General features: G+C 67.6%; 35 protein-coding genes. 4 read left to right on the top strand and 31 right to left on the bottom strand.

Annotated features, from left to right (window positions below; translation table 11 throughout):
* Window positions 1-38: 38 nt before the first annotated feature.
* The 27 genes from rpsM to rpsJ form a co-directional block, all read right to left on the bottom strand.
* Window positions 39-419: a 30S ribosomal protein S13 gene (gene rpsM / locus P2L57_RS28640; protein ID WP_275819236.1), complete on the bottom strand. Its 381-nt coding sequence runs from the start codon at window positions 417-419 to the stop codon at window positions 39-41.
* A gap of 190 nt (window positions 420-609) precedes the next feature.
* Window positions 610-723, bottom strand: a complete 114-nt coding sequence (gene rpmJ, locus P2L57_RS28635; protein ID WP_003956441.1) for a 50S ribosomal protein L36 — start codon at window positions 721-723, stop codon at window positions 610-612.
* Between the two features lie 60 nt (window positions 724-783).
* On the bottom strand, window positions 784-1,005 hold the full coding sequence (infA, locus tag P2L57_RS28630) for a translation initiation factor IF-1 (RefSeq protein WP_014144336.1): 222 nt from the start codon (window positions 1,003-1,005) through the stop codon (window positions 784-786).
* 309 nt (window positions 1,006-1,314) lie between these two features.
* Window positions 1,315-2,151 (bottom strand): type I methionyl aminopeptidase, encoded by an 837-nt coding sequence (gene map / locus P2L57_RS28625; RefSeq protein WP_275819231.1) that lies wholly within the window; start codon window positions 2,149-2,151, stop codon window positions 1,315-1,317.
* Between the two features lie 125 nt (window positions 2,152-2,276).
* Window positions 2,277-2,936 (bottom strand): adenylate kinase, encoded by a 660-nt coding sequence (locus P2L57_RS28620; protein WP_275819229.1) that lies wholly within the window; start codon window positions 2,934-2,936, stop codon window positions 2,277-2,279.
* Entirely contained in the window at window positions 2,936-4,255 is a 1,320-nt protein-coding gene (gene secY / locus P2L57_RS28615) for a preprotein translocase subunit SecY (protein WP_275819226.1), read from the bottom strand. The genes P2L57_RS28620 and secY overlap by 1 nt, the downstream gene beginning before the upstream one ends.
* Before the next feature lie 205 nt (window positions 4,256-4,460).
* On the bottom strand, window positions 4,461-4,916 hold the full coding sequence (gene rplO / locus P2L57_RS28610) for a 50S ribosomal protein L15 (RefSeq protein WP_275819224.1): 456 nt from the start codon (window positions 4,914-4,916) through the stop codon (window positions 4,461-4,463).
* Window position 4,917: 1 nt separating this feature from the next.
* Complete coding sequence (rpmD, locus tag P2L57_RS28605; protein WP_109451325.1) at window positions 4,918-5,100, bottom strand: 50S ribosomal protein L30; 183 nt, start codon at window positions 5,098-5,100, stop codon at window positions 4,918-4,920.
* A 2-nt stretch (window positions 5,101-5,102) separates the two neighbouring features.
* Window positions 5,103-5,708, bottom strand: a complete 606-nt coding sequence (gene rpsE / locus P2L57_RS28600; RefSeq protein WP_275819221.1) for a 30S ribosomal protein S5 — start codon at window positions 5,706-5,708, stop codon at window positions 5,103-5,105.
* 43 nt (window positions 5,709-5,751) lie between these two features.
* On the bottom strand, window positions 5,752-6,135 hold the full coding sequence (gene rplR, locus P2L57_RS28595) for a 50S ribosomal protein L18 (protein ID WP_275819219.1): 384 nt from the start codon (window positions 6,133-6,135) through the stop codon (window positions 5,752-5,754).
* 3 nt (window positions 6,136-6,138) lie between these two features.
* A complete protein-coding gene (rplF, locus tag P2L57_RS28590; protein ID WP_275819217.1) occupies window positions 6,139-6,678 on the bottom strand; it encodes a 50S ribosomal protein L6 in 540 nt (179 codons plus the stop codon).
* 22 nt (window positions 6,679-6,700) lie between these two features.
* Entirely contained in the window at window positions 6,701-7,099 is a 399-nt protein-coding gene (gene rpsH / locus P2L57_RS28585) for a 30S ribosomal protein S8 (RefSeq protein ID WP_275819214.1), read from the bottom strand.
* A 233-nt stretch (window positions 7,100-7,332) separates the two neighbouring features.
* A complete protein-coding gene (locus P2L57_RS28580) occupies window positions 7,333-7,518 on the bottom strand; it encodes a type Z 30S ribosomal protein S14 (RefSeq protein WP_004571834.1) in 186 nt (61 codons plus the stop codon).
* A 3-nt stretch (window positions 7,519-7,521) separates the two neighbouring features.
* On the bottom strand, window positions 7,522-8,079 hold the full coding sequence (gene rplE / locus P2L57_RS28575; protein WP_275819210.1) for a 50S ribosomal protein L5: 558 nt from the start codon (window positions 8,077-8,079) through the stop codon (window positions 7,522-7,524).
* Window positions 8,079-8,402, bottom strand: coding sequence for a 50S ribosomal protein L24 (rplX, locus tag P2L57_RS28570; RefSeq protein ID WP_255930075.1), 324 nt, complete (start codon window positions 8,400-8,402; stop codon window positions 8,079-8,081). Before rplX ends, rplE begins: the two co-directional genes overlap by 1 nt.
* A 3-nt stretch (window positions 8,403-8,405) precedes the next feature.
* Window positions 8,406-8,774 (bottom strand): 50S ribosomal protein L14, encoded by a 369-nt coding sequence (gene rplN, locus P2L57_RS28565; RefSeq protein ID WP_014178776.1) that lies wholly within the window; start codon window positions 8,772-8,774, stop codon window positions 8,406-8,408.
* Between the two features lie 97 nt (window positions 8,775-8,871).
* Complete coding sequence (gene rpsQ / locus P2L57_RS28560; protein WP_019888756.1) at window positions 8,872-9,153, bottom strand: 30S ribosomal protein S17; 282 nt, start codon at window positions 9,151-9,153, stop codon at window positions 8,872-8,874.
* Window positions 9,153-9,377, bottom strand: a complete 225-nt coding sequence (gene rpmC / locus P2L57_RS28555) for a 50S ribosomal protein L29 (RefSeq protein WP_255930069.1) — start codon at window positions 9,375-9,377, stop codon at window positions 9,153-9,155. Before rpmC ends, rpsQ begins: the two co-directional genes overlap by 1 nt.
* The gene (gene rplP, locus P2L57_RS28550; RefSeq protein ID WP_255920270.1) at window positions 9,377-9,796 is read right to left on the bottom strand and encodes a 50S ribosomal protein L16; all 420 of its coding nucleotides are present in this window, start codon (window positions 9,794-9,796) and stop codon (window positions 9,377-9,379) included. The genes rpmC and rplP overlap by 1 nt, the downstream gene beginning before the upstream one ends.
* Before the next feature lie 5 nt (window positions 9,797-9,801).
* A complete protein-coding gene (rpsC, locus tag P2L57_RS28545; RefSeq protein WP_275819204.1) occupies window positions 9,802-10,638 on the bottom strand; it encodes a 30S ribosomal protein S3 in 837 nt (278 codons plus the stop codon).
* Complete coding sequence (gene rplV, locus P2L57_RS28540; RefSeq protein ID WP_275819268.1) at window positions 10,638-10,985, bottom strand: 50S ribosomal protein L22; 348 nt, start codon at window positions 10,983-10,985, stop codon at window positions 10,638-10,640. Before rplV ends, rpsC begins: the two co-directional genes overlap by 1 nt.
* A 43-nt stretch (window positions 10,986-11,028) precedes the next feature.
* On the bottom strand, window positions 11,029-11,310 hold the full coding sequence (gene rpsS / locus P2L57_RS28535) for a 30S ribosomal protein S19 (RefSeq protein WP_033177798.1): 282 nt from the start codon (window positions 11,308-11,310) through the stop codon (window positions 11,029-11,031).
* Between the two features lie 12 nt (window positions 11,311-11,322).
* Complete coding sequence (gene rplB, locus P2L57_RS28530) at window positions 11,323-12,159, bottom strand: 50S ribosomal protein L2 (protein ID WP_275819200.1); 837 nt, start codon at window positions 12,157-12,159, stop codon at window positions 11,323-11,325.
* Window positions 12,160-12,209: 50 nt separating this feature from the next.
* Window positions 12,210-12,551: a 50S ribosomal protein L23 gene (gene rplW, locus P2L57_RS28525; RefSeq protein ID WP_275819198.1), complete on the bottom strand. Its 342-nt coding sequence runs from the start codon at window positions 12,549-12,551 to the stop codon at window positions 12,210-12,212.
* Window positions 12,551-13,201: a 50S ribosomal protein L4 gene (gene rplD / locus P2L57_RS28520; RefSeq protein WP_275819196.1), complete on the bottom strand. Its 651-nt coding sequence runs from the start codon at window positions 13,199-13,201 to the stop codon at window positions 12,551-12,553. The genes rplW and rplD overlap by 1 nt, the downstream gene beginning before the upstream one ends.
* A gap of 8 nt (window positions 13,202-13,209) precedes the next feature.
* Window positions 13,210-13,854: a 50S ribosomal protein L3 gene (gene rplC / locus P2L57_RS28515; protein WP_275819194.1), complete on the bottom strand. Its 645-nt coding sequence runs from the start codon at window positions 13,852-13,854 to the stop codon at window positions 13,210-13,212.
* Window positions 13,855-13,867: 13 nt separating this feature from the next.
* Entirely contained in the window at window positions 13,868-14,176 is a 309-nt protein-coding gene (rpsJ, locus tag P2L57_RS28510; protein ID WP_014144312.1) for a 30S ribosomal protein S10, read from the bottom strand.
* Window positions 14,177-14,771: 595 nt separating this feature from the next.
* Here rpsJ and drmD point away from each other — a divergent pair.
* Window positions 14,772-17,900, top strand: a complete 3,129-nt coding sequence (gene drmD, locus P2L57_RS28505; protein WP_275819189.1) for a DISARM system SNF2-like helicase DrmD — start codon at window positions 14,772-14,774, stop codon at window positions 17,898-17,900.
* Window positions 17,900-22,045, top strand: a complete 4,146-nt coding sequence (locus tag P2L57_RS28500; RefSeq protein ID WP_275819187.1) for an Eco57I restriction-modification methylase domain-containing protein — start codon at window positions 17,900-17,902, stop codon at window positions 22,043-22,045. Before drmD ends, P2L57_RS28500 begins: the two co-directional genes overlap by 1 nt.
* Before the next feature lie 55 nt (window positions 22,046-22,100).
* Here P2L57_RS28500 and P2L57_RS28495 read toward each other — a convergent pair whose 3' ends face one another.
* Window positions 22,101-22,307 (bottom strand): DUF397 domain-containing protein, encoded by a 207-nt coding sequence (locus tag P2L57_RS28495; RefSeq protein WP_275819185.1) that lies wholly within the window; start codon window positions 22,305-22,307, stop codon window positions 22,101-22,103.
* Window positions 22,304-23,203 carry a helix-turn-helix domain-containing protein gene (locus P2L57_RS28490; protein ID WP_372515966.1) on the bottom strand — a complete coding sequence of 300 codons (900 nt, stop codon included), beginning with the start codon at window positions 23,201-23,203 and terminating at the stop codon, window positions 22,304-22,306. Before P2L57_RS28490 ends, P2L57_RS28495 begins: the two co-directional genes overlap by 4 nt.
* A 159-nt stretch (window positions 23,204-23,362) precedes the next feature.
* Here P2L57_RS28490 and P2L57_RS28485 point away from each other — a divergent pair, with 159 nt between their 5' ends.
* Window positions 23,363-23,794: an ATP-binding protein gene (locus P2L57_RS28485; protein ID WP_275819183.1), complete on the top strand. Its 432-nt coding sequence runs from the start codon at window positions 23,363-23,365 to the stop codon at window positions 23,792-23,794.
* Between the two features lie 191 nt (window positions 23,795-23,985).
* Entirely contained in the window at window positions 23,986-24,828 is an 843-nt protein-coding gene (locus P2L57_RS28480; RefSeq protein WP_308292523.1) for an RpnC/YadD family protein, read from the top strand.
* 13 nt (window positions 24,829-24,841) lie between these two features.
* Here P2L57_RS28480 and P2L57_RS28475 read toward each other — a convergent pair whose 3' ends face one another.
* Both P2L57_RS28475 and P2L57_RS28470 read right to left on the bottom strand, forming a co-directional pair.
* Entirely contained in the window at window positions 24,842-26,017 is a 1,176-nt protein-coding gene (locus P2L57_RS28475) for a hypothetical protein (protein ID WP_275819179.1), read from the bottom strand.
* Window positions 26,014-26,532 carry a DUF4365 domain-containing protein gene (locus P2L57_RS28470; protein WP_275819177.1) on the bottom strand — a complete coding sequence of 173 codons (519 nt, stop codon included), beginning with the start codon at window positions 26,530-26,532 and terminating at the stop codon, window positions 26,014-26,016. Before P2L57_RS28470 ends, P2L57_RS28475 begins: the two co-directional genes overlap by 4 nt.
* Window positions 26,533-26,608: the final 76 nt, after the last annotated feature.

Below are 26,608 nucleotides of genomic sequence, written 5' to 3'. Positions count from 1 at the left end.
CCTACAGCACGGACCGCTTGCAGCGTCCTGCTCTCGGACTACTTCTTGCCCGGCTTCTTCTTGCCGGCGATGGCGCGACGCGGGCCCTTGCGGGTGCGGGCGTTGGTGTGGGTGCGCTGACCGTGCACCGGCAGGCCACGGCGGTGCCGCAGACCCTGGTAGCAGCCGATCTCGACCTTGCGGCGAATGTCCGCCTGGATCTCCCGGCGGAGGTCACCCTCGGTCCGGTAGTTGGCGTCCACCCACTGGTTGATCTTGACGAGGTCGTCCTCGGCAAGGTCGCGGACGCGGGTGTCCGGGTTCACGCCGGTGTTCTTCAGGGTCTCCTGGGCACGGGTACGACCGATGCCGAAGACGTAGGTCAGAGCGACCTCGATGCGCTTCTCGCGCGGGAGGTCAACGCCTGCGAGGCGTGCCATGAATCTGGCTCCTGTTGATGTTGGAGGTCTTCCGCAGCACCGTTCCCGTAAGACTCGTGGTTAAGACTTACGAGCCGGGTCCCCGGCCTCCACCGGGGGTATCGTCCCCGCGCTCGCGCGAGGGGTCGGGTGACTGCGTATGTACGTGTATACGTCGCGCGAAGAACTGCGAGTGCAGATCAGTCGTACGTCAGCCCTGGCGCTGCTTGTGGCGCAGGTTGTCGCAGATGACCATGACCCGGCCGTGACGGCGGATCACCTTGCACTTGTCGCAGATCTTCTTGACGCTCGGCTTGACCTTCATGGGATGTGAGGTTCTCCGGGTCGTGCCAGCACCCCACGGGAGCGGGGCACGGGCTGAGATCTACTTGTAGCGGTAGACGATCCGACCGCGCGTCAGGTCGTACGGAGACAGCTCCACCACGACCCGGTCGTCCGGCAGGATGCGGATGTAGTGCATGCGCATCTTGCCGCTGATGTGCGCGAGGACCTTGTGCCCGTTCTGGAGCTCCACCTTGAACATTGCGTTCGGCAGAGACTCGATCACGGTGCCCTCGATTTCGATGGCCCCTTGCTTCTTGGGCACGCTTCGCCTTTCGAGATCGGCTACCTTGATCGACCCGCATATACGTACGCAGGCATGCGCGTATACGTGAGCCGACGCATCAGTCTACGTCAGCCCTCGCGGAATCACGAATCGAGGGTGCCCTGTGGCATCCCTCTGCCCACGGCAGAAGATCGTTACGCCAGCGGATCCGGCGCCGCGGTGATCCCGTACTCGGCCGGCTTCGCCTTGCCGCCGCAGAATCCTCCTGACGCCGCCCTCGCGGGCTCAGCGCCCGGGGCGCCTCACAGGCTTCGAGCGGCTGCCCCGGAATCCGTCCGTCGCCCCGCATTACGCCAGCGGATCCGGCGCCGCGGTGATCCCGTACTCGGCCAGCTTCGCCTTGCCGCCGTCCACCGCGGTCAGCACCAGCGGGCCCTGCTCGGTCAGCGCGACCGAGTGCTCCCAGTGGCAGGCCCACGTACCGTCGTCGGTCTTGACCGTCCACTCGTCCTCCAGGACATGGGTGGTCGAGCTGCCCAGGCTCACCATCGGCTCGATGGCCAGGCACATGCCGGGCACCAGCTTCGGACCGCGGCCGCGCCGGCGGGAGACGTAGTTCAGCAGGTGCGGGTCCATGTGCATCTGCGAGCCGATGCCGTGGCCGCCGTAGTCCTCGATGATCCCGTACTTGCCGGTAGCCGGACGCGGCTGGCGGCGGATGTAGGACTCGATGGCCTTGGAGACGTCGATCAGCCGGTCGCCGTTGCGGAACGCGGCGATCCCCGCCCACATCGACTCCTCGGTCACCCGGCTCAGCTCGTGCAGCTCGGGAGCGTGTCCGTCGCCGACGAAGACGGTGACCGCGGCGTCACCGTGCCAGCCGTCCACGATCGCACCGGCGTCGATGGAGATGATGTCGCCGGACCGCAGGACCGTTTCCCGGTTCGGGATGCCGTGCACCACGACGTCGTTCACCGAGGTACAGATGTTGCCGGGGAAGCCGCCGTATCCCAGGAAGTTCGGCTTGGCACCGTGGTCGGAGAGCACCTTGGCCGCGATCTCGTCCAGGTCCTTGGTGCTGGCACCCGGCACCGCCGCCTCGGCGCAGGCCTTGTGCATCGCCGCCACGACCAGTCCCGCGGCGCGCATCTTCGCGATCTGCTCCGGGGTCTTGATCTCAACCATCGGCTTGCGCCTTCCGTCTTCAGGGGGTCCTGGGAATACAGCAACAGTACGGCCGCGGTGCCTCTGGGGCGCCGCGGCCGACCGTCGTACGTCGGGGAAACCGGGCCTGTCCGGCCCGTCCGGGCCTAGGCGGCCTCGGACCGGCCCAGCGCCTCCATGGCGCGCCGGGTGACCTCGTCCACCTTGCCGAGCGCCGAGATCGTCACCACGAGGTCCTGCCCCTTGTAGTAGTCGATGATCGGCTCGGTCTCGGTGTGGTAGACCTCAAGGCGCTTACGGACGGTGTCCTCGTGGTCGTCTTCGCGCTGGTACAGCTCGCCGCCGCAGATGTCGCACACGCCCTCCTGCTTGGGCGGGCTGTACGTGACGTGGAAGACGTGGCTGTTGTCCTTGCGGCAGATCCGGCGACCGGCGATCCGCTTGACCACCTCGTCCTCGGGGACCTCCAGGTCCAGCACCGCGTCCAGCGCGAGACCGCGCTCCTTGAGGAACTTGTCCAGCGCCTCGGCCTGGCCGAGGTTGCGCGGGAAACCGTCCAGCAGGAACCCGTGCTGGGCGTCCGGCTGCGACATACGGTCCTCCGCCATCGCGATGGTGACCTCGTCCGGAACCAGCTGACCGGCCTTCATGTACTCCTGCGCCTGCTTGCCGAGCGGCGTGCCCTGGCTGATGTTGGCGCGGAAGAGGTCGCCGGTGGAGATATGCGGGATCGACAGGTTCTTGGCGAGGTACTGGGCTTGCGTGCCCTTACCAGCGCCAGGCGGCCCGACGAGGACGATTCTCATCAGCGGAGGAACCCTTCGTAGTTGCGCTGCTGGAGCTGGCTCTCGATCTGCTTCACGGTCTCCAGGCCGACGCCCACGATGATGAGGATGCTGGTGCCTCCGAAGGGGAAGTTGTTGGCGCTTCCCTGGAAGAACGCGATCGCCACCGTGGGCACGAGGGCGATCAGACCCAGGTAGAGCGAGCCCGGCCAGGTGATCCGGTTGAGCACATAGCTCAAGTACTCCGCCGTGGGTCGTCCGGCCCGGATACCCGGGATGAAGCCACCATACTTCTTCATGTTGTCGGCAACTTCTTCGGGGTTGAAGGAAATGGCCACGTAGAAGAAAGCGAAGAAGACAATCAGCAGGAAGTACAGGGTCAGGTAGATCGGGTGGTCACCCTTGGTCAAATTGGTACTGATCCACTGTGCCCACCCGGACGTGGAGTTACCGCTGAACTGGACGACCAGCGCCGGAATGTAGAGCAGCGACGACGCGAAGATGACCGGGATCACACCGGCCTGGTTGACCTTGACCGGGATGTACGTCGACGTACCGCCGTAGGACCGGCGGCCGATCATGCGTTTCGCGTACTGGACCGGGATCCGGCGCTGGGCCTGCTCGACGAAGACCACCAGGCAGACCATCGCCAGGCCGACCGCGATGACGATGGCGAACTCGCCCCAACCGCCGACGATCTTGCCGGACTTCTTGATCCCCCACAGCGCGCTGGGGAACCCGGCCGCGATCGAGGTGAACATCAGGATCGACATGCCGTTGCCGATGCCGCGGTCGGTGATGAGCTCACCCAGCCACATGATCATGACGGTGCCCGCGGTCATCGTGATGACCATGACGGCGGTCCGGAAGATCGACTGGTCGGGCACGATCTGGTTGCCGACCTGGCAGGTACGGAACAGGGTGCCGCTCTGCGCGGTGGCCACCAGGCCGGTGCCCTGGAGGATGGCCAGCGCCAGCGTCAGGTAACGGGTGTACTGCGTGATCTTCGCGGTACCGGCCTGACCCTCCTTCTTGAGGGCTTCCAGGCGCGGAATGACCACGGTCAGCAGTTGGAGGATGATGCTCGCCGTGATGTACGGCATGATCCCCAGCGCGAAGATGGTCAGCTGCAGGAGCGCTCCGCCGCTGAACATGTTGATCATGCCGAAGAGGCCGCCGTTGCCGCCGGCCTCCTTGATGCACTGGTTGACGTTCTGGTAGTCCACCCCGGGCACCGGAATGTGCGCACCGAGCCGGAACAGCACCAGGACGCCCAACGTGAACAGCAGCTTCTTGCGCAGGTCGGGCGTCCTGAACGCCCGGGCGAACGCGGTGAGCACGGTGCCTCCTGCGCCTCCCGCGCAACGCGGAAGGTGACGGTCGTGAGGTCGACTGGGTACTGACGTGGGCACCGAAAGGTACCGACGGGTTACCTCGCCACCTTACCGGCGACGAAGCCACCCAAGGAATGACCAACCGGGGATGCCCCAACTTCTTTGGGCATCCCCGGCTGGTTGAATCACCAAGCTTCAGACAAGCTCAGGCTCAGACGAGCTCGGTGACGGTGCCGCCAGCGGCGGCGATCTTCTCCTTGGCGGGGCCGGAGACGGCGTCGACCGTCACCTGCAGCGCCACGGAGAGGTCGCCCTGACCGAGCACCTTGACGAGCTCGTTCTTGCGAACAGCGCCCTTGGCGACCAGGTCGGCCACCGTGACCTCGCCACCCTGCGGGTAGAGCTCGGCCAGCTTGTCCAGGTTCACCACCTGGAACTGCTTGTGGGCGGGGTTCTTGAAGCCCTTGAGCTTCGGGAGCCGCATGTGGAGGGGCATCTGCCCACCCTCGAAGCGCTCCGGAACCTGGTAACGGGCCTTGGTGCCCTTGGTGCCACGACCGGCCGTCTTGCCCTTGGACGCCTCACCACGACCCACACGGGTCTTGGCGGTCTTGGCGCCCGGAGCCGGACGGAGGTTGTGGACCTTCAGCGGCTTAGCCTCCGCCATGTCAGTCAACCTCCTCGACCGTGACGAGGTGACGCACGGTGTGCGCCATGCCGCGGATCTCCGGGCGGTCCTCCTTGACGACCACGTCGTGCAGGCGCTTGAGCCCGAGCGAACGCAGGGTGTCACGGTGGTTCTGCTTGCTACCGATGTAGGACTTGGTCTGCGTGATCTTCAGACGGGCCACGATTACGCACCCGCCCCTGCACGCGCCCGCAGCAGAGCGGCCGGAGCCACGTCCTCAAGCGGCAGACCACGACGGGCGGCGATCTCCTCGGGACGCTGCAGCCCCTGGAGAGCCTCCACCGTGGCGTGCACGATGTTGATCGGGTTGGACGAGCCGAGCGACTTGCTCAGCACGTCGTGGATGCCCGCGCACTCCAGCACGGCACGCACCGGGCCACCGGCGATAACACCGGTACCGGGGGACGCCGGCTTGAGCAGCACGACACCAGCGGCCTTCTCGCCCTGGATCGGGTGCGGGATGGTGCCCTGGATACGGGGGACCCGGAAGAAGTGCTTCTTGGCCTCCTCAACACCCTTGGCGATGGCGGCCGGCACCTCCTTGGCCTTGCCGTAACCAACACCCACCTGGCCATCGCCATCGCCCACCACGACCAGCGCGGTGAAGCTGAAACGACGACCACCCTTGACTACCTTGGCGACGCGGTTGATCGCGACGACGCGCTCGACGTACGCGGTCTTCTCAGCCGCGGCGCCGCCGTCGCGCCGGTCCTTCCGGTCCCGCCGCTCGCCGCCACCGGCGCCGCCACCGCGGCGCTGGGGTCCAGCCATTGGAATTACCTCTCTCGTTGACTTCCGCTGCTACGGAACCGGCTCAGAACTTGAGCCCGGCCTCGCGGGCGGCGTCCGCCAGGGCGGCGATGCGCCCGGCGTACCGGTTACCCGCGCGGTCGAACACGACGCTCTCGACGCCCGCGGCCTTCGCCCGCTCGGCGACCAGCGCGCCGACCTTCTTGGCGTGGGCCGACTTGTCGCCCTCGGTGCCCCGGATCGAGGTGTCGAGGGTCGACGCGGACGCGAGCGTGTGGCCCGCGACGTCGTCGATGACCTGCGCCGAGATGCCCCGGTTGGACCGGGTCACGACCAGACGCGGAGTCTCCGGCGTACCGCTGATGCGCTTACGACCACGGATGGCGCGGCGCTTGCGAGCGGTGCCCTTGTAGGCGTCGCCCTTGGCGATCTTCACACCGTATGCCATGGCTTACTTACCAGCCTTTCCGACCTTGCGGCGGATGACCTCGCCCGCGTACTTCACGCCCTTGGCCTTGTACGGGTCGGGCTTGCGCAGCTTGCGGATGTTCGCGGCGACCTCGCCGACCTTCTGCTTGTCGATGCCCTCGACGCTGAACTTGGTCGGGGAGTCCACCTTGAAGGTGATCCCCTCCGGGGCCTCGACGAGGATCGGGTGGCTGTAGCCCAGAGAGAACTCCAGGTTGGAGCCCTTCGCCTGGACGCGGTAACCAACACCGCTGATCTCCAGCGCCTTGCTGTAGCCCTGGGTCACGCCGGTGATCATGTTCGCCACCAGCGTGCGGGACAGGCCGTGCAGGGCCTTCGACTCACGCTCATCATTCGGGCGGGAGACAACCAGGGAGTTGTCGTCGCCCTTGGCGATCTCGATGGGCGCGGCAACGGTGTGGGAGAGGGATCCCTTGGGACCCTTCACCTGGACCGTACGGCCATCGATGGTGACGTCCACGCCGGCGGGAACCTGGATGGGCAGCCGTCCAATACGCGACATGGCTAAACCTCCGTTTCCCGAGTTACCAGACGTAGGCGAGGACTTCCCCGCCTACGCCCTTCTTGGCGGCCTGCTGGCCGGTGAGCAGACCCTGCGACGTGGAGATGATCGCCACGCCCAGGCCGCCGAGCACCTTCGGCAGGTTGGTGGACTTTGCGTAGACCCGCAGACCCGGCTTGCTGATCCGCTTGATGCCGGCGATCGAGCGCTCGCGGTTGGGGCCGAACTTCAGGTCGATGTGGAGGTTCTTGCCGACCTCGGCGTCCTCCACCTTCCAACCTGCGATGTAACCCTCCTGCTGGAGGATCTCCGCGATGTGCGACTTGATCTTGCTGAACGGCATCACGACGTCGTCGTGGTAGGCCGAGTTCGCGTTCCGCAGACGCGTGAGCATGTCTGCGATGGGGTCGGTCATGGTCATGATGGCCTGTGGCCTCTCTCGCCGGGGTTTCCTATATGCGCCATCCCTCTCCCCCAGCGGACTGGGGACGGGTGCGGCACGGGGACCTACGGCGTAGTAAGCGACTTCTAGCGGGCAAGGCCCGCGCGCGGTCCTGGGCGGCGGGCGCCCAACCCCTCTACCTTACGGCAGTTGGGATTGGGCTCCCGACACCCACTTGCTTACCGAGAGCCCGGCACAACCCAAGTGGGTTGTTACCAGGAGCTCTTGGTCACGCCCGGCAGCTCGCCGCGGTGAGCCATCTCACGAAGGCACACGCGGCACAGGCCGAACTTGCGGTACACGGAGTGCGGACGGCCGCAGCGCTGGCAGCGCGTGTACGCACGCACCGCGAACTTGGGCTTGCGGGCGGCCTTGGCAATGAGAGCCTTCTTCGCCACGGCTCACGCCTCCTTGAACGGGAAGCCGAGGTGACGAAGGAGGGCGCGGCCCTCGTCGTCGTTGGTCGCCGTGGTCACCACGGTGATGTCCATACCCCGGACGCGGTCGATCTTGTCCTGGTCGATCTCGTGGAACATGACCTGCTCCGTGAGACCGAAGGTGTAGTTGCCCCGGCCGTCGAACTGCTTCGGCGACAGACCGCGGAAGTCGCGGATGCGCGGCAGCGCGAGCGACAGCAGGCGGTCCAGGAACTCCCACATGCGGTCACCGCGGAGGGTGACGTGGGCACCGATCGGCTGGCCCTCACGCAGCTTGAACTGCGCGATGGACTTGCGGGCCTTGGTCACGGCCGGCTTCTGGCCGGTGATCGTGGCGAGGTCGCGGATGGCGCCCTCGATCAGCTTGGAGTCGCGGGCGGCGTCGCCCACACCCATGTTGACCACGATCTTGGTCAGACCCGGGACCTGCATGACGTTCTCGTACTTGAACTCGTCACGCAGCTTGCCCGAGATCTCCTCGCGGTAGCGCTGCTTGAGGCGCGGAGAGGTGGTGGTAGTCATCAGATGTCCTCACCGGTCCGCTTGGCAACGCGGATCTTGTTGCCGTCCTCGTCAAAGCGGTAGCCGACGCGGGTGACGACCTTCTTGCCGTCCTTCTCCACGACCAGCTGCACGTTGCTGACGTGGATGGGGGCCTCGACGGTCACGATGCCGCCGGTCTTCGACCCACGCGCGGTCTGGCCGACCTTGGTGTGCTTCTTGACCCGGTTGACACCCTCGACCAGGACACGGTCCTCGCGCGGGAAGGCCTGGATGACCTTGCCCTGCTTGCCCTTGTCCTTACCGGTGATGACCTGGACCAGGTCGCCCTTCTTGATCTTCATCGGTTACAGCACCTCCGGCGCGAGAGAAACGATCTTCATGAACTTCTTCTCGCGCAGCTCGCGGCCCACCGGGCCGAAGATGCGGGTACCGCGGGGGTCGCCGTCGTTCTTGAGGATGACGGCGGCGTTCTCGTCGAAGCGGATGTACGAGCCGTCCGGACGGCGCCGCTCCTTGACGGTCCGGACGATGACCGCCTTGACGACCTCGCCCTTCTTCACGTTGCCACCGGGGATCGCGTCCTTGACGGTGGCGACGATGACGTCACCGATTCCCGCGTAGCGGCGACCCGAGCCACCGAGAACACGGATGCAAAGGATCTCCTTGGCACCAGTGTTGTCGGCGACACGCAGTCGCGACTCCTGCTGGATCACGTCTATCTCCTGATCGTCTGCCGGTTCCCGGCAGGGGCTTCAACGAAGCCCCTGCCGAGCCTGGCGGAACTGTCCAGAAGGCGAATGCCTTCGGGAATTACTTGGCCTTCTCGAGGATCTCGACGACGCGCCAGCGCTTGGTCGCGGACAGCGGCCGGGTCTCCATCAGGAGGACGCGGTCGCCGACACCCGCGGCGTTCTGCTCGTCGTGCGCCTTGAGCTTGTTGGTACGGCGGATGACCTTGCCGTACAGCGCGTGCTTGACGCGGTCCTCGACGGCGACGACGACGGTCTTGTCCATCTTGTCGCTGACGACCAGACCCTCACGGGTCTTGCGGAATCCGCGCTCGTTCGTCTCAGTCACATTCTTCTCGCTCATCAGGCGCTCTCCACCGTCTCGATGCCGAGCTCACGCTCACGCATGAGGGTGTAGATCCGGGCGATGTCCTTGCGGACAACCTTGAGCCGGGAGTTGTTCTCAAGCTGTCCGGTGGCCGCCTGGAAGCGGAGGTTGAACAGCTCCTCCTTGGCCTCACGAAGCTTGGCAACGAGTTCCTCGTTGTTCAGCTCGCGCAGCTCGGTCGCCTTGGTACCGGCCGCCATCACGACTCACCTGCCTCGCGCCGGACGATCCGGCACTTCATCGGAAGCTTGTGGGCGGCGCGGGTCAGCGCCTCCTTGGCAACCTTCTCGTTCGGGAAAGACAGCTCGAACATCACCCGACCGGGCTTGACGTTCGCGACCCACCACTCGGGCGAGCCCTTACCGGAACCCATGCGGGTTTCGGCCGGCTTCTTGGTCAGCGGACGGTCCGGGTAGATGTTGATCCACACCTTGCCGCCACGGCGGATGTGACGGGTGATGGCGATACGAGCGGACTCGATCTGCCGGTTCGTCACGTAGGCCGGGGTCACGGCCTGGATGCCGTACTCACCGAACGCCAGCTCGGTGCCGCCCTTGGCCATGCCGGAGCGCTTGGGGTGGTGCTGCTTGCGGTGCTTGACCCTACGGGGGATCAGCATGGGGGTCAGGCCTCCGTTCCGGTGGTCTCCGCTGCCGGAGCCTCAGCGGCGGGAGCCTCGGCCTTGGGGGCCTGGGCCTCTCCGCCCTGCTGCGGCCGACGGCCACGGCCGCCGCGCTCGCCACCGCGGCGCTGCGGACGGTCACTGCCGCCACCGGGACCACGCGACGGGCGGTTGCCCGCACGGGCGGCGGCGCCTTCGGCGCGGACCTCGGCGATGTTCTTCACGTCGCCCTTGTAGATCCACACCTTCACACCGATGCGGCCGAAGGTGGTCTTGGCCTCGAAGAAGCCGTAGTCCACGTTGGCGCGCAGGGTGTGCAGCGGAACCCGGCCCTCGCGGTAGAACTCGGAGCGGGACATCTCGGCGCCGCCGAGACGGCCACCACACTGGATCTTGATGCCCTTGGCGCCGGCCTTCATCGTGCCCTGCATGCTCTTACGCATGGCGCGACGGAAGGAGACACGGGAGGCGAGCTGCTCGGCGACGGCCTGGGCCACCAGCTGAGCGTCGGTCTCCGGGTTCTTGACCTCAAGGATGTTCAGCTGCACCTGCTTGCCGGTGAGCTTCTCCAGGTCGCCGCGGATACGGTCGGCCTCCGCGCCGCGACGGCCGATGACGATGCCCGGCCGGGCGGTGTGGATGTCGACGCGGACGCGGTCACGGGTGCGCTCGATCTCCACCTTGGAGATACCGGCACGCTCCATGCCCTGCGTCATCATCCGGCGGATGGCGACGTCTTCCTTGACGTAGTCCTTGTACAGCTTGTCGGCGTACCACCGGGACTTGAAGTCCGTGGTGATGCCGAGCCGGAACCCGTGCGGGTTAACCTTCTGGCCCATTACCGGGTCCCTTCCTTGCTGGAGACGACCACGGTGATGTGGCTGGTCCGCTTACGGATCCGGTAGGCACGGCCCTGGGCGCGCGGCCGGAACCGCTTCAGGGTCGGGCCCTCGTCCACGAACGCCTCGCTGATGTACAGCGAGTTGGCGTCCGTGTGGTCGTAGTTGTGCGCGGCGTTGGCAATGGCGCTGTCCAGCACCTTGCCCACCGGCACGCTCGCGGCCTGCGGAGCGAATCGCAGGACCGCCTGAGCCTCCGTGGCGTCCATGCCACGGATGAGGTCCACCACGCGGCGGGCCTTCATGGGCGTGACGCGGATGTACCGCGCCTGGGCCCTGGCTTCCATGGTTGTCCCTTCGGTGTCAGTCATAGTCTTCGCACTCCGCCGATCAGCGACGACGCGACTTGCGGTCGTCCTTCTCGTGGCCGCGGAAGGTGCGGGTCGGCGCAAACTCGCCGAGCTTGTGGCCGACCATCGACTCGGTGACGAACACCGGGACGTGCTTACGGCCGTCGTGCACCGCGATCGTGTGGCCCAGCATCGCCGGGATGATCATCGAGCGGCGGGACCAGGTCTTGATGACGTTCTTGGTGCCTGCCTCGTTCTGTACGTCCACCTTCTTGATCAGGTGGTCGTCGACGAAGGGCCCCTTCTTGAGACTGCGCGGCATCTAAACCCGCTCCTAGCGCTTCTTGTTCGTCTTGCGGCGGCGGACGATGAGCTTGTCGCTGGCCTTCTTCGGCCGGCGAGTACGTCCTTCCTTCTGGCCCCAGGGGCTGACCGGGTGGCGACCACCGGAGGTCTTGCCCTCACCACCACCGTGCGGGTGGTCGACCGGGTTCATCGCGACACCACGAACGGTCGGGCGGACGCCCTTCCAGCGCATGCGGCCGGCCTTGCCCCAGTTGATGTTCGACTGCTCGGCGTTGCCGACCTCGCCGACGGTGGCGCGGCAGCGGACGTCGACCATGCGAACCTCGCCGGACGGCATACGAAGGGTGGCCATGGAGCCCTCCTTCGCCAGCAGCTGGACCGAAGCGCCCGCGGAGCGGGAGATCTTCGCGCCGCCGCCGGGACGCAGCTCGATCGCGTGGATCGTCGTACCCACCGGGATGTTGCGCAGCGGGAGGTTGTTGCCCGGCTTGATGTCGGCGTTGGGGCCGGCCTCAACCCGGTCGCCCTGGGCCAGCTTGGCCGGGGCGAGGATGTAGCGCTTCTCGCCGTCCGCGTAGTGCAGCAGTGCGATGCGCGCGGTGCGGTTGGGGTCGTACTCGATGTGCGCGACCTTGGCCGGCACGCCGTCCTTGTCGTGACGACGGAAGTCGATCACACGGAAGGCGCGCTTGTGGCCACCGCCCTGGTGGCGGACGGTCACACGACCGGCGTTGTTACGGCCGCCCTTGCTGTGCAGCGGGCGGACCAGCGACTTCTCCGGCGTGGACCGCGTGATCTCGACGAAGTCGGCGACGCTGGAGCCACGACGGCCCGGGGTCGTCGGCTTGTACTTGCGGATACCCATTGTCTCTCAGTCCTCGGAAAATTCCGGACTTCTGGACGACTCAGACTCCGTTAGGAGACCGGGCCGCCGAAGATGTCGATACGGTCGCCCTCAGCGAGGGTCACGATGGCGCGCTTGGTGTCCTTGCGCTTGCCGAAACCGGTCTTGGTGCGCTTGCGCTTACCCTGCCGGTTGATCGTGTTGACCCCGGTGACCTTGACCGAGAAGACCGACTCGACGGCCTGCTTGATCTGGGTCTTGTTGGCGCCGGGCGCGACGATGAACGTGTACTTGTTCTCGTCGAGCAGCGCGTAGCTCTTCTCCGAAACCACCGGCTTGAGCAGCACGTCACGGAGGTCCGTGAAGGTCTTGCTGGTGGCCGCGTTTGCCTGGACGGCGGTGCTCTCGCTCATCAGGCGGCGCTCCCTTCAGTCTCAGCGGCGCCGTTACCGATGAAGCGGTCGAAGGCGTCCTTCGTGAAGACCACGTCGTCCGAGACGAGCACGTCGTACGTGTTCAGCTGGCCGGCCTCCAGGATGTGGACCTGGGGCAGGTTGCGGGCGGACAGCCAGGCGGCCTCGTCAGCGCGCTCGACGACCAGCAGGACATTCTTACGGTCGCTGATCTTGCCCAGCAGCGTCTTGGCCGACTTGGTCGACGGGGCGGAGCCCTCGACGACGCCGGACACGACGTGGATGCGGTTGTGACGCGCGCGGTCGGTCAGGGCGCCACGCAGGGCGGCCTTGACCATCTTCTTCGGGGTCCGCTGCGAGTAGTCGCGCGGCACGGGGCCGTGCACGACGCCACCGCCGGCGAACTGCGGAGCGCGGGTCGAACCCTGACGGGCGCGGCCGGTGCCCTTCTGGCGGTACGGCTTCTTGCCACCGCCGCGGACCTCGCCGCGGGTCTTGGTCTTGTGCGTGCCCTGACGGGCAGCGGCCAGCTGCGCGACAACGACCTGGTGGATCAGCGGAATGCTGACCTTGGCGTCGAAGATCTCCGCGGGGAGCTCGACGGTCCCGGCCTTGTCGCCTGCCGGCGAAAGGATGTCAATGGTGCTCATCGGTTACCTCAGGCCCCCTTGGCCGCGGTACGGACCAGGACGAGGCCGCCGTTCGGACCAGGAACCGCGCCCTTGATGAGCAGCAGGCCCTTCTCCGCGTCAACGGCGTGGACGGTCAGGTTCTGGGTGGTGACCCGCTCGTTGCCCATACGGCCTGCCATGCGCAGACCCTTGAACACACGGCCCGGGGTGGCGCAGCCACCGATGGAACCGGGCGAGCGGTGCTTGCGCTGGGTGCCGTGCCCGGCGCCGAGGCCACGGAAGTTGTGGCGCTTCATGACACCGGCGAAGCCCTTGCCCTTGCTCTTGCCGGTGACGTCGACCTTGACGCCGGCCTCGAACACCTCGGCGGTGATCTCCTGGCCGAGCGCGTACTCGCTGGCGTCAGCGGTACGCAGCTCCACCAGGTGGCGGCGCGGGGTCACCTCGGCCTTGGCGAAGTGGCCCTTGAGGGGCTTGTTCACCTTGCGCGGGTCGATCTCGCCGAAGGCGATCTGCACGGCCTCGTAGCCGTCGGTGTCAGCGGTGCGGACCTGGGTAACGACACAGGGCCCGGCCTTGACCACGGTCACCGGGACGACACGGTTGTTCTCGTCCCAGACCTGGGTCATGCCGAGCTTCTCGCCCAGGACGCCCTTAATCTGCTTAGCCATCTCGCGCGTCACCTCAGAGCTTGATCTCGATGTCGACGCCGGCCGGCAGGTCGAGACGCATCAGCGAGTCAACCGTCTTCGGCGTGGGGTCGAGGATGTCGATGAGGCGCTTGTGCGTACGCATCTCGAAGTGCTCGCGCGAGTCCTTGTACTTGTGCGGCGACTTGATGACGCAGTACACGTTCTTCTCAGTGGGCAGCGGCACCGGGCCTGCGACCTGCGCACCAGTACGGGTCACCGTCTCGACGATCTTCTTCGCCGAGGAGTCGATGACCTCGTGGTCGTAGGCCTTGAGCCGGATGCGGATCTTCTGTCCCGCCATGGCTACTCCGTAGTCCTGTCTCTCGTAACGCTCTGGGACCCGATGTCTGGCGCTTTCCCTGCGACTTCCCCGACCCACGCGGTCGGGCGTGTCGCACTCCCTCTCATAGAAATCCCCATGGGGGATCCCCGATTCGAGGGAGTTGGGGGAAAGACATCCACCGGGCGCCTGGCGAGCCCCGCGCTGACGCTTCCCGGAAGATTCCCGTACTTCCGCCCCTGACAAGGGGCGACGAGTACTGCGGGACTCGCTTCCAGTCCTCCCGACGGGAGGCGCGCAGCATCGGCACTCAACCGAGCAACCTGGCAAGTGTGCCATACCGCTAGGCGCTATGGCCAATCGGGGCGGGGCGGGTTGACGCTCCCACCTGGGGTTGGCATAAGAAATTCTTTTCTCGGTCAAGCCCCGATCCGCGGGCGCCCAGCGCCGTAAGCTACGCGGACAGCGTGACACTGCGGCACCAAGCTGCGGCAGCGTGTGACCGAACATGGGGGCGAGCGTGACCATCCACTTAGCAGAGGACACCGGACAGGCCGAAGCCGAGTCTACGAGCCCCACCCCCGGGCAACTCGTCACAGTAAGGAACCGCCAGTGGGTGGTCACGGAGGTGACCCGCTCCTCCGTCGCCGCAGAAGATCCTGCACGCGCCGCGCAGGGCGTACCGTCTCATCTGGTGACCTTGGTCTCCGTCGAAGACGACGCACGCGATGAGGAACTGCGTGTGGTGTGGGAGCTCGAACAGTCGCCTTTCGTCCACGACCAGTACGCGCTGCCCACCCCCGCCGCCGGGTTCGATGCTCCGGACCGGCTCGACGCCTTCCTCGACGCGGTCCGCTGGGGTGCCATCGCCTCGGCCGACCGGACCGCCCTCCAGGCCCCCTTCCGTTCCGGCGTGGAGATCCAGGAATACCAGCTCGACCCGGTGGTCCGCGCGTTGTCCATGCCCCGCACCAACCTGCTCATCGCCGACGACGTCGGCCTCGGCAAGACGGTCGAGGCGGGCCTGGTCATGCAGGAACTCATGCTCCGCCACCGGGCCCGCAGCATGCTGATCGTCTGCCCCGCCGGACTCACCCTCCAGTGGCGCGACGAGATGCGGGACAAGTTCGGCCTGGACTTCCGTATCGTCGACAGCGCGCTCCTGCGCGAACTGCGACGCTCCAGGGGCCTGTACGCCAATCCCTGGACGCACTTTCCACGGCTGATCGTCTCGGTGGACTGGCTGAAACGGGAGCGCCCACTGCGGATGCTCCGCGAGGTACTTCCCCACGTACCGGAGTACCCCCGGGCCTTCGACCTACTGGTCGTGGACGAAGTCCACACCTGCGCCCCCTCGGGCACCGGCAGGTACGCCGTCGACTCGCAGCGCACCAAGGCGATCCGGGCCCTCGCTCCGCACTGCGAGCACCGCCTCTTCCTCTCCGCCACTCCCCACAACGGCTTCCTGGAATCCTTCACCGCGCTGCTGGAGCTCCTCGACGACCACCGCTTCGCCCGCGGTGTGAAGCCCTCGGACGAGCAGCTGCGACGGGTGATGGTGCGCCGCCTGAAGTCCGAGCTGCCCCCTGGCTGGGACGGCAAGCCGCGCTTCCCCAAGCGCGTCCCGCACGCGCTTGAGGTGCGGTACACCGATGAGGCGCGGGCGGCCTACGAGAGTCTGACCGCCTATGCCCGCTCCCGTCGCGACGGCGCCGCCAGCCGCGCCGAGCGCGCTGCCGGCGAGTTCGTGACCACGCTGTTGAAGAAGCGGTTCCTGTCCTCGCCGAAGGCCTTTGCCGAAACCGTCGATGTCCACCTGGAGACGATGACCCGGCAGCAGCCCGCCACCCGGCAACCCGCTGCCAGCGAGAAGGTGCTCCGCCCGCTGATCGACCAGGTCGAGGAGACCGCCGAGAGCGACGACGAGCACGCAGAGGCTGCCGAGCGCGCCCTCACCGCCGTACGAGAGGCGTCGCGCCCGCTCGACGCCGAAGAACACACTCGGCTCAGGGAGCTGTCCGTCTGGGCCCGCAAGGCGTCCCATCGCCCGGACGCGAAGTTCACCGCCTTCCGCGAATGGCTCGACGGGATCGCCTGCCCGGAAGGTCCGAAGGGCGAGTGGAATCCGGACCGGGTCATCGTCTTCACCGAGTACCGCGACACCCAGCGCTGGCTGCTGGAACGGCTCATCGCCGCGGGGTACCCGAGGGAGCGGATCGCGGAACTCTACGGCGGCCAGCGGCAGGATGAACGCGAGCACGTCAAGACGGTCTTCCAGGAGGATCCTGCCCTCTCCCCCGTCCGTATCCTGCTCGCCACTGACGCCGCCAGCGAGGGCATCAACCTGCAGGCCCACTGCCACCGCCTCCTCCACTGGGAGATCCCGTGGAACCCCAACCGGCTGGAGCAGCGCAACGGCCGTGTCGACCGTCACGGACAGCGCGCCGACCAGGTGGACGTCTACCACTTCGTGCCCGAAGGCTGGCAGGGCTTCGACGCTTCCGGTACCGACTCCGACCACGCCGACGGCACCCTTGAGGACGAACTCCACTTCCTCGCCGTTGCCGCCCGCAAGACCGAGCAGATCCGCGAGGACCTGGGCAGTGCAGGCGAGGTGATCGCCGCGCAGGTCGAGCAGAAGATGCTGGGCCGCCGCTCCGACTGGACCACCGCCGACACGGAGATACGCAAGCGCTCCGGCAAGGCGGTCCTGAAGGTCGACCGCGACCTCGCCCGCGAACTGGAGAAACTCGTCGCCGAACTGGCGGGCAGCCGCGACGCCCTCCACCTCACCCCCGAGACCGTCGAACAGGTCGTCCGCGCCGCGCTACAGCTGGCCCACCGCAAGGATCTGCTACCGGTCCCCGACCCGGGGTCGAACGGCGCCGCCCGCTGCTTCCGCCTCCCCGAGCTCCCCGGTGCCTGGGCCCACGCCCGCAACGAGGGGTTACGCCATCCGCTCACCGGAGACGAACGCCCCGTGGTGTTCGACGAGTTGGCGGCGCGCGGCCGTACCGACGTCGTCCTGCTCCACCTCGGCCACCGACTGGTCCAGATGTGCCTGCGGCTGCTCCGCGCCGAGCTGTGGTCCGGCGGCAGGGAGGCGCGGCTGAGCCGGGTCACCGCCCGGGTGGTCCCCGGCGACCTGCTCCGTACTCCCGCCGTGGTCGCCCACGGTCGGGTGGTGATCTCCGGCAGGGGCGGGGCCCGGCTCCACGAGGAGATCATCACCGCAGGCGGCGCCATCACCGCCGGAACCTTGTCGACCGCCCGTCAGGACGAGGTGGACGCCTGGCTGGCCGCCGCCACCGACGAGCCGCCCGCCGAGGAGATACGGCACCGACTCGCCGAACGCTGGCCGGAGTTGGAGGACCGTCTCTCGCGTGCGCTGCGCACCCGTGCCAACACCCGGTTCCGCAGCCTCCAGACCCTGCTCGCCAAACGGTGCGAAGAGGAGGTCGAGGGCGTGACGAACGTCCTCGCCGAGCTGGAGCGCTCCATCCGCGCCCGCCTCGACGACCACGGCTACTGGGAGCAGGCCTCGCTCTTCGAGATTGACGACGAGCGCCGCCAGCTGCGCGCCGACCGCGAGGCGCTTCACGAACGGGTGCGTGCCGTCCCCGCCCTCGTCGAGTCGGAAACCGCAGCGTTGCGCCGCCGCTGGGCCGACCCCACCCCGCGCTGGTTCCCGGTCGCCGTCACCTTCCTCGTCCCGTCCGCTCTCGCCCGAGGAGACCACCCCTGATGGCCCGCCCGTCGCCCGACCGCCGCCCCGGCCCCGGCGCCCTGTCCCGTCGTCTACCCGGCAAGGGCCACATCCCCACCCCCGCCGAACAGCACGAGGAGTGGCTGCGGCTGCTCCGCCCCGACGGCCCGTTCGTCGCGCTGCCGCTGCTCACCGAGGTCTTCCCGCAGGGCCTCGACACCGTGCCCGACCAGACCAGGTCCCGCGTCCGACAGGCCTGGGCGGAGGTCCAGGAGGACCCGGCCCTCCTCGCCCACAGCTGGGAGCGGCTGGTCCTCGGCGAACTGCTGGGCTGGACCCCGGGTCTGCGAGAGGGCGCCGCCCTCCCCGTCTCGCTGCGCGGCGCGGCCGACACCCCGGACGCCGTACTCATCGGCCCCAGCCAGGACGGGCCGGTGACACGCGTCCTGTACTTCCGGGCCAAGTGGGACGAGTCGCTGACCCGCGCCAAGGGCGAGACCGCCTCGCTGGTCGACCGGGCGGCGGACCTCGCGCGCTGGCGCGGCGTCCCGCTCGCCCTGCTCAGCAACGGCCGCGAATGGGCCCTGGTGCACGCCCGCCCCAAGGAGGCCACCACCCTCGCCGTCTTCGACGCGGACCTGTGGCTCGAAGAACCCCTGCTGTTACGGTCGTTCGCCACCCTCCTCCACGCCCGCCGGGCCGCGCTCCCGCCCCGCGACGCGCAGGGCGCCCACACCACCTCGCTCGCCGCGCTCTTCGCCCGCACCGTCGAGCAGCAGTCCGAGGTCACCGACACCCTCGGCAGGCAGGTCCGCGAGGCGGTCGCCCTGCTGGTCGCCGAACTCTCCCGCCTCGACCGCGAGGCGGGCCGCACACTGCTGGCCGACGTCGAGGGCAAGCGCCTCTACGAGAGCGCGCTGACCGTGATGATGCGCCTGGTCTTCCTCCTCTACGCGGAAGAGCAGCGACTCCTACCCGCCGACGACCCCCTCTACGCCGACTCCTACGCCGTCGGCCCGCTCCACGCCGCTCTGGAGGCCGAACGTGCCTTGCACGGCGGCGAGTTGGGCGACCGCCGAGCCGCTGCATGGCCGCGTCTGCTCGCCCTCTTCGCCGCGATCCACGGCGGCTGCCTCCACGACGAGCTGTGGATCCCGGCCTACGGCGGCTCACTCTTCGACCCGACCCGCTTCCCCTGGCTCGCCGAGGCGAAGGTCACCGACCGGGTCGTCTACGAGATCCTGGACGCACTGCTGACCCTGCGCCGCAAGGGCAAGGGCCGCGAGGCACTCTCGTACAAGGGCCTCGACGTCGAACAGATCGGCCACGTCTACGAAGGCCTGCTGGAGTACAGCTGCGTCCGGGCCGGGGAGCCGTACCTGGGGCTGGTGGGCAAGTACGAGGCCGTACTGGAACTTCCCCACCTGGAGGAGTGGAGCCACGCAGGCACGCTGGAAAGGGAGTTGAAAGAGGCCACCGGCGCCACCCCGCTCCAGATCCGCCGCGCCCTGGAAGCCTCCGGCGCGGGCGCGGTCACCGCCGATCTCGACGCCGCCTGCGACAACGACGAGGCCCTGGCCGCCCGCGTCGCCCCGTTCGCCGGTCTGGTCCGCGACGACCTGCGCGGCCAGCCGATGGTCTTCCCGGCCGGTTCCGTGGTCATGGTCCGCTCCGGCGACCGCCGCAACACCGGTACCCACTACACGCCGAAGGAACTGGCGGAGGAGGTCGTCGAGCACACCCTCGCGCCGCTCTGCTACTCCCCCGGTCCGCAAGAAGGCGCCGAACAAGGCGTGTGGAAGGCGAAGTCAGCGGATGAGCTGCTGCGCCTGCGCGTCCTGGACCCCGCGATGGGATCCGGCGCCTTCCTCGTCTCCGCCTGCCGCTACCTCGCCGACCGGGTCGTCGAGGCATGGGTACGCGACGGCCTGCCGGACACCATCCGGCGCGACGTGGCCGAGGACGACCGGGACGAGCTGCTGCGGGTGGCCCGGCGGCTGGTCGCCGACCGCTGCCTGTACGGGGTGGACCGGGATCCGATGGCCGTGGAGCTGGCCAAACTCTCCCTGTGGTTGGTGACGCTGGCGAAGGGGCGGCCGTTCTCCTTCCTTGACCACGCCCTGCGCTGCGGTGACTCGCTGGTCGGAGTCCTGGACGTCGAGCAGATCCGGGCGTTCCACTTCGACTCCGGCGCACGGCAGTTGAGCGACGAGGTGTCACGGGCACTGGAGGCGACCGAATCGCTGCTGTCGCAGGCGGCCGACCTGCGGCGGCAGATCGAGGCCACCCCGGTCAACGACATCCGCGAGGTCCGCGCCAAGGCGGCGAAGCTACGCGAGGCCGAGTCCCTGACCGAACGGCTCCGCCTGGCGGCCGACGCGGTCGTGGGCGCGGCGCTCGCGGCCGAGGGCATCTCCGACGCGGAGGCGGAGGACCTGACCGGCGAGCGGAACGTGGGCGGCAGGCGCGCCTCCTTCCGCACGGCGAAGGAGGACGCGAAGACCGCGGCGTACGAGAACCGGTTGGCGGCGGTCGCCGGGCTGGTCGCCACCGCCATGGAGGAAGGCGAAGGCTCTACCGCTGACGTTGGGGCCCGGGAGATCGTGGACGGCTGGTTACGGGGCCCTTCGCGGACGGAAGCCATAAGGCCACTGCACTGGCCGCTGGAGTTCCCGGAGATCATGGGCGTGGGCGGTGCGGCGGGGTTCGACGCGGTCGTGGGGAATCCGCCGTTCAGCGGGGGCCAGAAGCTCACGGGGAACCTGGGGACGGACTACCGCGAGTACCTGGTCAACCGGATAGGAGGCGGAACGCGCGGCAGCGCCGACCTGTGCGCGTACTTCCTGCTACGGAACCTCATGCTGGCGCCGGGGCGGCGGACGGGCATCATCGCAACCAACACCATCGCGCAAGGGGATACCCGGGAGGTCGGCCTCGACCGGGCGACGGCAGCCGGGTGGAAGGTCTACCGCGCGATCAAGTCCCAACCGTGGCCGGGCTCAGCCGCGTTGGAGGTCTCACTGCTGTGGCTCGGGGGCCGTCCGGGCAAGGCGGAGACACCGGTGCTGGACGGGGACGAGGTGCGCGGCATAACGCCGGGGCTGGACCCGCAGTCACGGGTTACGGGGAAGCCGTTTCGGTTGGCGGCCAATGCGGGACAGTCCTACATCGGGTCGTATGTACTGGGGAAGGGCTTCATCGTCCAGCCGGAGGAGGCGCGGGCCCTGATCGCGAAGGACCCGCGCAACAAGGACGTGCTGTTCCCGTATCTCAACGGTGAGGACCTGAATTCCCGCCCGGACTGCTCGGCGAGCCGGTGGGTCATCAACTTCCACGACTGGTCGGAGGAGAAGGCGGCCACGTATGAGGACGTGTTCGCGATCGTGGAGCGGGAGGTCAAACCGGTGCGGGCGCTCAACAAGCGCGCAGCCAGACGGCAACGTTGGTGGCAATACGCGGAGAGGGCGCCGCAGTTGTACGAGGCAATCGCCGACCTTGAGCAGGTGATCGTGATTGCTCGCGTCAGCAGTACTGCCATGCACGTCCGCTGCAGGGCGGATCAGGTCATCAGCGAAGCAACAGTGATATTTGCAACTGATTCACTGGCACGCTTGGCCTTCTTGACCAGTTCTTTTCACTACCTTTGGGCTGTTCAATGGGGGTCTAGCCTGAAGGGGGACCTACGCTACTCGCCCTCAGATGTGTTCGACACCTTCGCGCTCCCCGAGGAAACCAGCCGCCTCGCCGCCGCGGGTTCCGATCTGGAGAGCGCCCAGCGGGAGCTGATGGCCGCCCGAAACATCGGTCTGACCAAGCTCTACAACCTCGTGCACAACGAGTCCGAGCAAGCCGCCGACATCCAAGCCCTCCGCGAGGCGCACATCGAGGTGGACGAGGCCGTCGCCGAGGCGTACGAGTGGAGCGACCTCACCCTGAAGCACGGCTTCCAGGAGACCCGGCAGGGCAAGCGGTTCACCATCGACCCCACCGCCCAGACCGAAGTCCTAGATCGGCTGCTGGAGTTGAACCACGCTCGCTACAAGCAGGAACAGGAAGCCGGGCTGCATTCCTCAAAGGCCAAGAAGAGGACCGCCACGAAGGCAAAGCCGAAGGTACCGAAGCCCAGGGAGGAGCAAGGGGCCTTCCAAGACGGGCTGTTCAGCCCGCCAGGTGCCCTCTTCTAACGGCATCGCGCCCCGCCCCCGAGCCAACCGGGTGCGGGGCGCGGATGGTTAGAGGTCAGCGCTCGGACGCGAAGGCCACGAAGCGAGCCCAAGCCTCCGGTGTGAACATGAGCTGCGGCCCGTGGGGGTCCTTCGAGTCCCGAACATGGATGGCGCCTGGCACGAGTGCGACCTCGACACAATCGGACCCGTGCTCGTTAGTGCTGTAGCTGCTCTTGAACCACCGCGCGGAGCCGTCTCCGGCAGAGGGTATGCGGGTCATGTCTCTCCCAGCAGTTTCTCGATGAAGGCCAGCGACTCCTGAGGCGTGAGAGCCTGCGCCCGGATGATCCCATACTGCATCTCCAGGGACTGCACCTCTCTGTGCTCGGTGATCAGGCGGGTGATGTGCTGTCCCTCGCTGTACCCAAAGGTCTTGCCTCCATGGAGCTTGAACAAGCGGAACCCGCCAGCCAGTCCCGCATGATCCTCCCGGTCCGTAGGCATCACCTGAATCTCAACGTTCCGGAACTGGCCTACTTCCAACAGCCGTTCGAGCTGCTGCCGCTTCACCATTCTGCCCCCGAGCGGGCGGCTCAGCGTCACCTCTTCTTGCACGAAGCTGAAGACCGGCACATGCTTCGACCTGTCGAGGATCTCCTGCCTCGCCATCCGGCCCGCGACGTTCCGTTCGATGACTTCCTCGGGGTGCAGCGGGCGCCGCATACCGAACAGTGCACGCGTGTACTCCTCGGTTTGTAGCAGCGCATGGATCGTGTGGTTGCTGTAGACACACAGCTCGACCGCCTCCGCCTCCAACTTCTTCAGATCCCGAACCTTCTTCGGGTACCGCGCCTCCTCCAGGTCCCGCTGCATCGCCTCGATCCGGCCGCCCGCCCCCAGCACCCGGTCCGCCGCCTCCAGGTACTCCGGCTTGGGGATGCGCCGCCCGCCCTCCACCGCCGCGACCATGTCCGCACCGTACCCGATCTGCGCCCCGAACTCGGCCTGCCGTAGCCCCGCCGACTCCCGCCACATCTTGAGCTGGCGGCCGAGGGCCTTCACCATGGGGCCGGAGTCGTCCTCCTCTCCCGGGTCCCACCCCGGCCCGTCCGCACCGTCCGTCGTGTAGCCACCGCTCCCTGTGCCAGCGCCCGCGCCGCCGCCGTTCGTCCCCATGGCGACACCCACCTCCCGACGTGTCCGTGTGCAACGCCACCCGCGTCCGGAAGGGCACGGCGTACCAGCCGGACAGGCCGGAACAGCCGCCGCACAGATCACCTTCCGTACAAGCGCTGTCACTGGTCAGCGTAGACACGCCCGGCCACGCTGAGTGACGTGAACCGAGAAATCACCCACCCTGGGGCCGCCGAAGCACCCCCCGCCCGCACGTTCAGCGTTCAGCTCTCCGCCACCCGCAAAGGCGCCCGCCTCGCGCGCCTCGTCGCCACCGAGCAACTCCGCTGCTGGGGCCTGCCGTTGGAGGGTGCCGCTCTGGTGGTCGCCGAACTCGCCGCCAACGCCGCGCTGCACGCCCGCGTACCGGGCCGCGACTTTCGTCTGACGCTCACCGCCACCGCGGAAACCCTGCGTATCGAGGTGATCGACGCCCGCCCCGAACGCCTCCCCGCACCGCACCACAGCCCCGGTCCGGAGGAGGAGTCCGGCCGCGGCCTTCTCCTCGTCGCCGCCTTTGCCACCCGTTGGGGCGTCATCCCAGGCCCAGCCCCCTGCAAAACGATCTGGGCCGAACTCCCCCTCACGTTCTGAACACCCAGGCATGCAGGTCAACTTCAGGCTTCAACCGCCACCTAGAACGAGTGAACGCTCCACGGAAATCAGTCCAAGCGCCACACTCGTTCCATAGCGTCCGTCACATGGTCACTTCACCACATGAAGTCACTCACCGGGTCTTCCAAGACAGGCCGGAACTGCTGGCTTCGGTCTTCCGTATCCTGAACGTGCCGGTGGCCGAGAAGGCAGCCGTTGAGGTGGTGACGCCCGACGTCACAGAAATCCGGCCGCTGGAGCGACGCGTGGACACCGTGCTCCGGATCCAGTCGCCCGAAGACGACTTTGTGCTCGCCATCGAGGCACAGGGGCGGCGCGATCCGGCCAAGGCAGCGAGCTGGACGTACTACCTGGCCCATCTGCAAGCCAAGTACAGAAGGCCCGCTCTGCTCCTGGTCGTGTGCCGGGACCAGGCCACCGCGGAGTGGGCCGCAGGACCTTTCAGATGCGGCGTGAACGACTGGACCGCGCTCAGCACACATCCGCTGGTCATCGGTCCCGGCAATGTCCCGGTGATCGTCGATTGGGACGAGGCTGCCCAGAACCCGACGCTGGCCGCCTTCTGCGCCCTGCTACACGGTCCGAACGGTGACGAGGACCCCATACTGGAAGCGCTGGCGCACGCTATGGGCTCCCTCGACCAGGACGACCGCACGTACTTCATCCAGATGCTGGACATCGGCCTGGGCGACACCCTGGCGCGACACACGTGGAGGCAACTGATGCGCAACTACTTCCCCGGCCAAGGCACGATCGTCGAAGAGTACTACCTTGAAGGGAAAGCCGAAGGGAAAGCCGAAGGTGAAGCCGCGGGCAAGGCAAAAGCCCTCACCGAGTCGATCCTCCATCTGCTGGAACGACGTGGTATCTCCGTTTCCGCCAGCGCGCGGCTGCTGATCACCAGCTGCACCGACCTCGACACCCTCAACCGCTGGTTCGACCGCGCGATCACCACCACCAACGCCGAAAACCTGTTCGCCGAGGACCAGCTCAAGCCCACCGAACAGCCATAGGCATGTGGCGGGATCAGTCCGCTGCCTGCCGCGTCTCGAACCCCGTGACCGGGTCCAGCCGGGCGTGTCCGCCGCGAACGACCAGGTCGCCACGGACCGTGACCTCAAGTCCCCGCTGATGGGCGCTGGCCGCCTGCGCGTAATCGCGCTGTTGCAGCACCACGCGGTAGCGGCGGGGGCGGCGGTCCTCCTCTCCCTCGGCGCTGCCCAGGACGGTGACCTCGCCGGGGCCGGCGGTGGGGGTGCGGTCGAGGCGCACCACGTTGCCGCGGACGGCGACGCCCCGCTGGCTCAAGCGCGCCCGCAGATCCTGGGCGCCCGCCTCCAAGGCACGCAGCAGCGGGCGGGTGACGGCTACCGACGGGGTCTCGTGCCCTACCGGCAGTTCGGCGGCCCAGGCGAAGCTCAGCTCGTAGCCGCGTGCTTCGTCGCCAGCGATCCGAACCAGTGCCTCGCACAGATTGGCGGAGAGGCCCACGGCGGCGTACTGGGCGAAGTCGTCCAGGGTGTCTTCACGGATCGTGCGCTCCGCGGCCTGGTAGGCGCACCAGGTGGCCGCGTACAGGCGGCGGGAGACCAGCCGCTCGAAGGGTTCCCGGGCGGCGCCCTCGGCGGAGTCGTCGAAGGGAAGGACCCCTTGCGTCGACGGCTCGGGCAGGGGGGTGTGGGCGGCGAGGACGTAGCTGCCCACCCGTGTCTGGTCAAGCCGAACCGACGCGACGAAGTCCTTTACCCGCTGTGGCTTCTGTGCGGGTTGGACGGGCTGTGGCTCGGGCGCACAGGCCGCCGCTGCGGCGGCTGTCATCAGGTCCTTCAGGCCGGTGAGGGCGGGCACCAGGTCGACGAGGGGCGCAGTGCCGGACGGTCCGGGTGGGAGGAGCCGCAGATACTGCCAGTCGGCGGGCGGCAGGGCCATCTCACGCAGTACCTCGCCAGGTCGGCGGGACTCTACGGCGGCCAGGGCTTCCAGCAGATCGCAGACGCGGTCGGGGTAGTCGCGAGGCCGACGGTCCAACGGGACCATCACCTCGTACGGCTCGCCCCGCACACTAGCGGCAGCAAGCTCCCACAGCTGACCTCGCCCGTAGTCGTCGACGAAGGTCCAGCCCCGGGAGCGCAGATAGCGCTGGAGGTGGCGCGGGTGGAGTTCGGCGGCCTGGTCGAACTCGGCTTCGGAGATGAGGGTCATGACATCCCCAGTTTGTGGCGGAACTCCTGGCCGAACAGGCGGTGCAGGGCCGGGACGGTCAGCAGGTTCGCCTTGGGCACGGGGACCTTGCGCTGGGTGTCCGCTTTGAGGTGGGTCAGCGGCGGGTCGTCATGGAAGCAAGCCCAGTACGCGGCCTGGCGCAGCAGCAGTCTCTCCGGGGTGACATCGACCCACTCCGCCTCGTCCTTGGGGACGACGACCAGAAAGAGGAAGCGCGGCTCGTACCAGTCGCGGCCGGAAAGCAGGTTGAAGTTGTGCACTCTGAGGGGGTAACGCCAACTGTCTTCGTTCTGCGGCTCGTTCGGCGTCCAGCACTTCACCTGGGCGACGATCCGGGGGTGCCGCCGGGCGCCCAGTCGCCCTGGGTACGTCAACTCCCAGTCGATCCCCCGTCGGTCGCGCCACGGTTTGGGGGATACATCAAGGTTCGCGGTGATGGCCAAGGCCTGTACGAACTGCTCGCCGAAGTCGCCTTTGTGGCCGGCGCCCCCCATGGTCAACGTCTCTAATCGGGAAGGACCTTGACGTGGGATCCCCTCGGTCAGCCCCTCTGTCATGGTCCCCCCGCAT

The sequence above is a fragment of the Streptantibioticus ferralitis genome, assembly GCF_029223525.1.
Lineage (GTDB): Bacteria > Actinomycetota > Actinomycetes > Streptomycetales > Streptomycetaceae > Streptantibioticus_A > Streptantibioticus_A ferralitis.
This window is presented reverse-complemented; position numbering and strand designations above follow the sequence as displayed.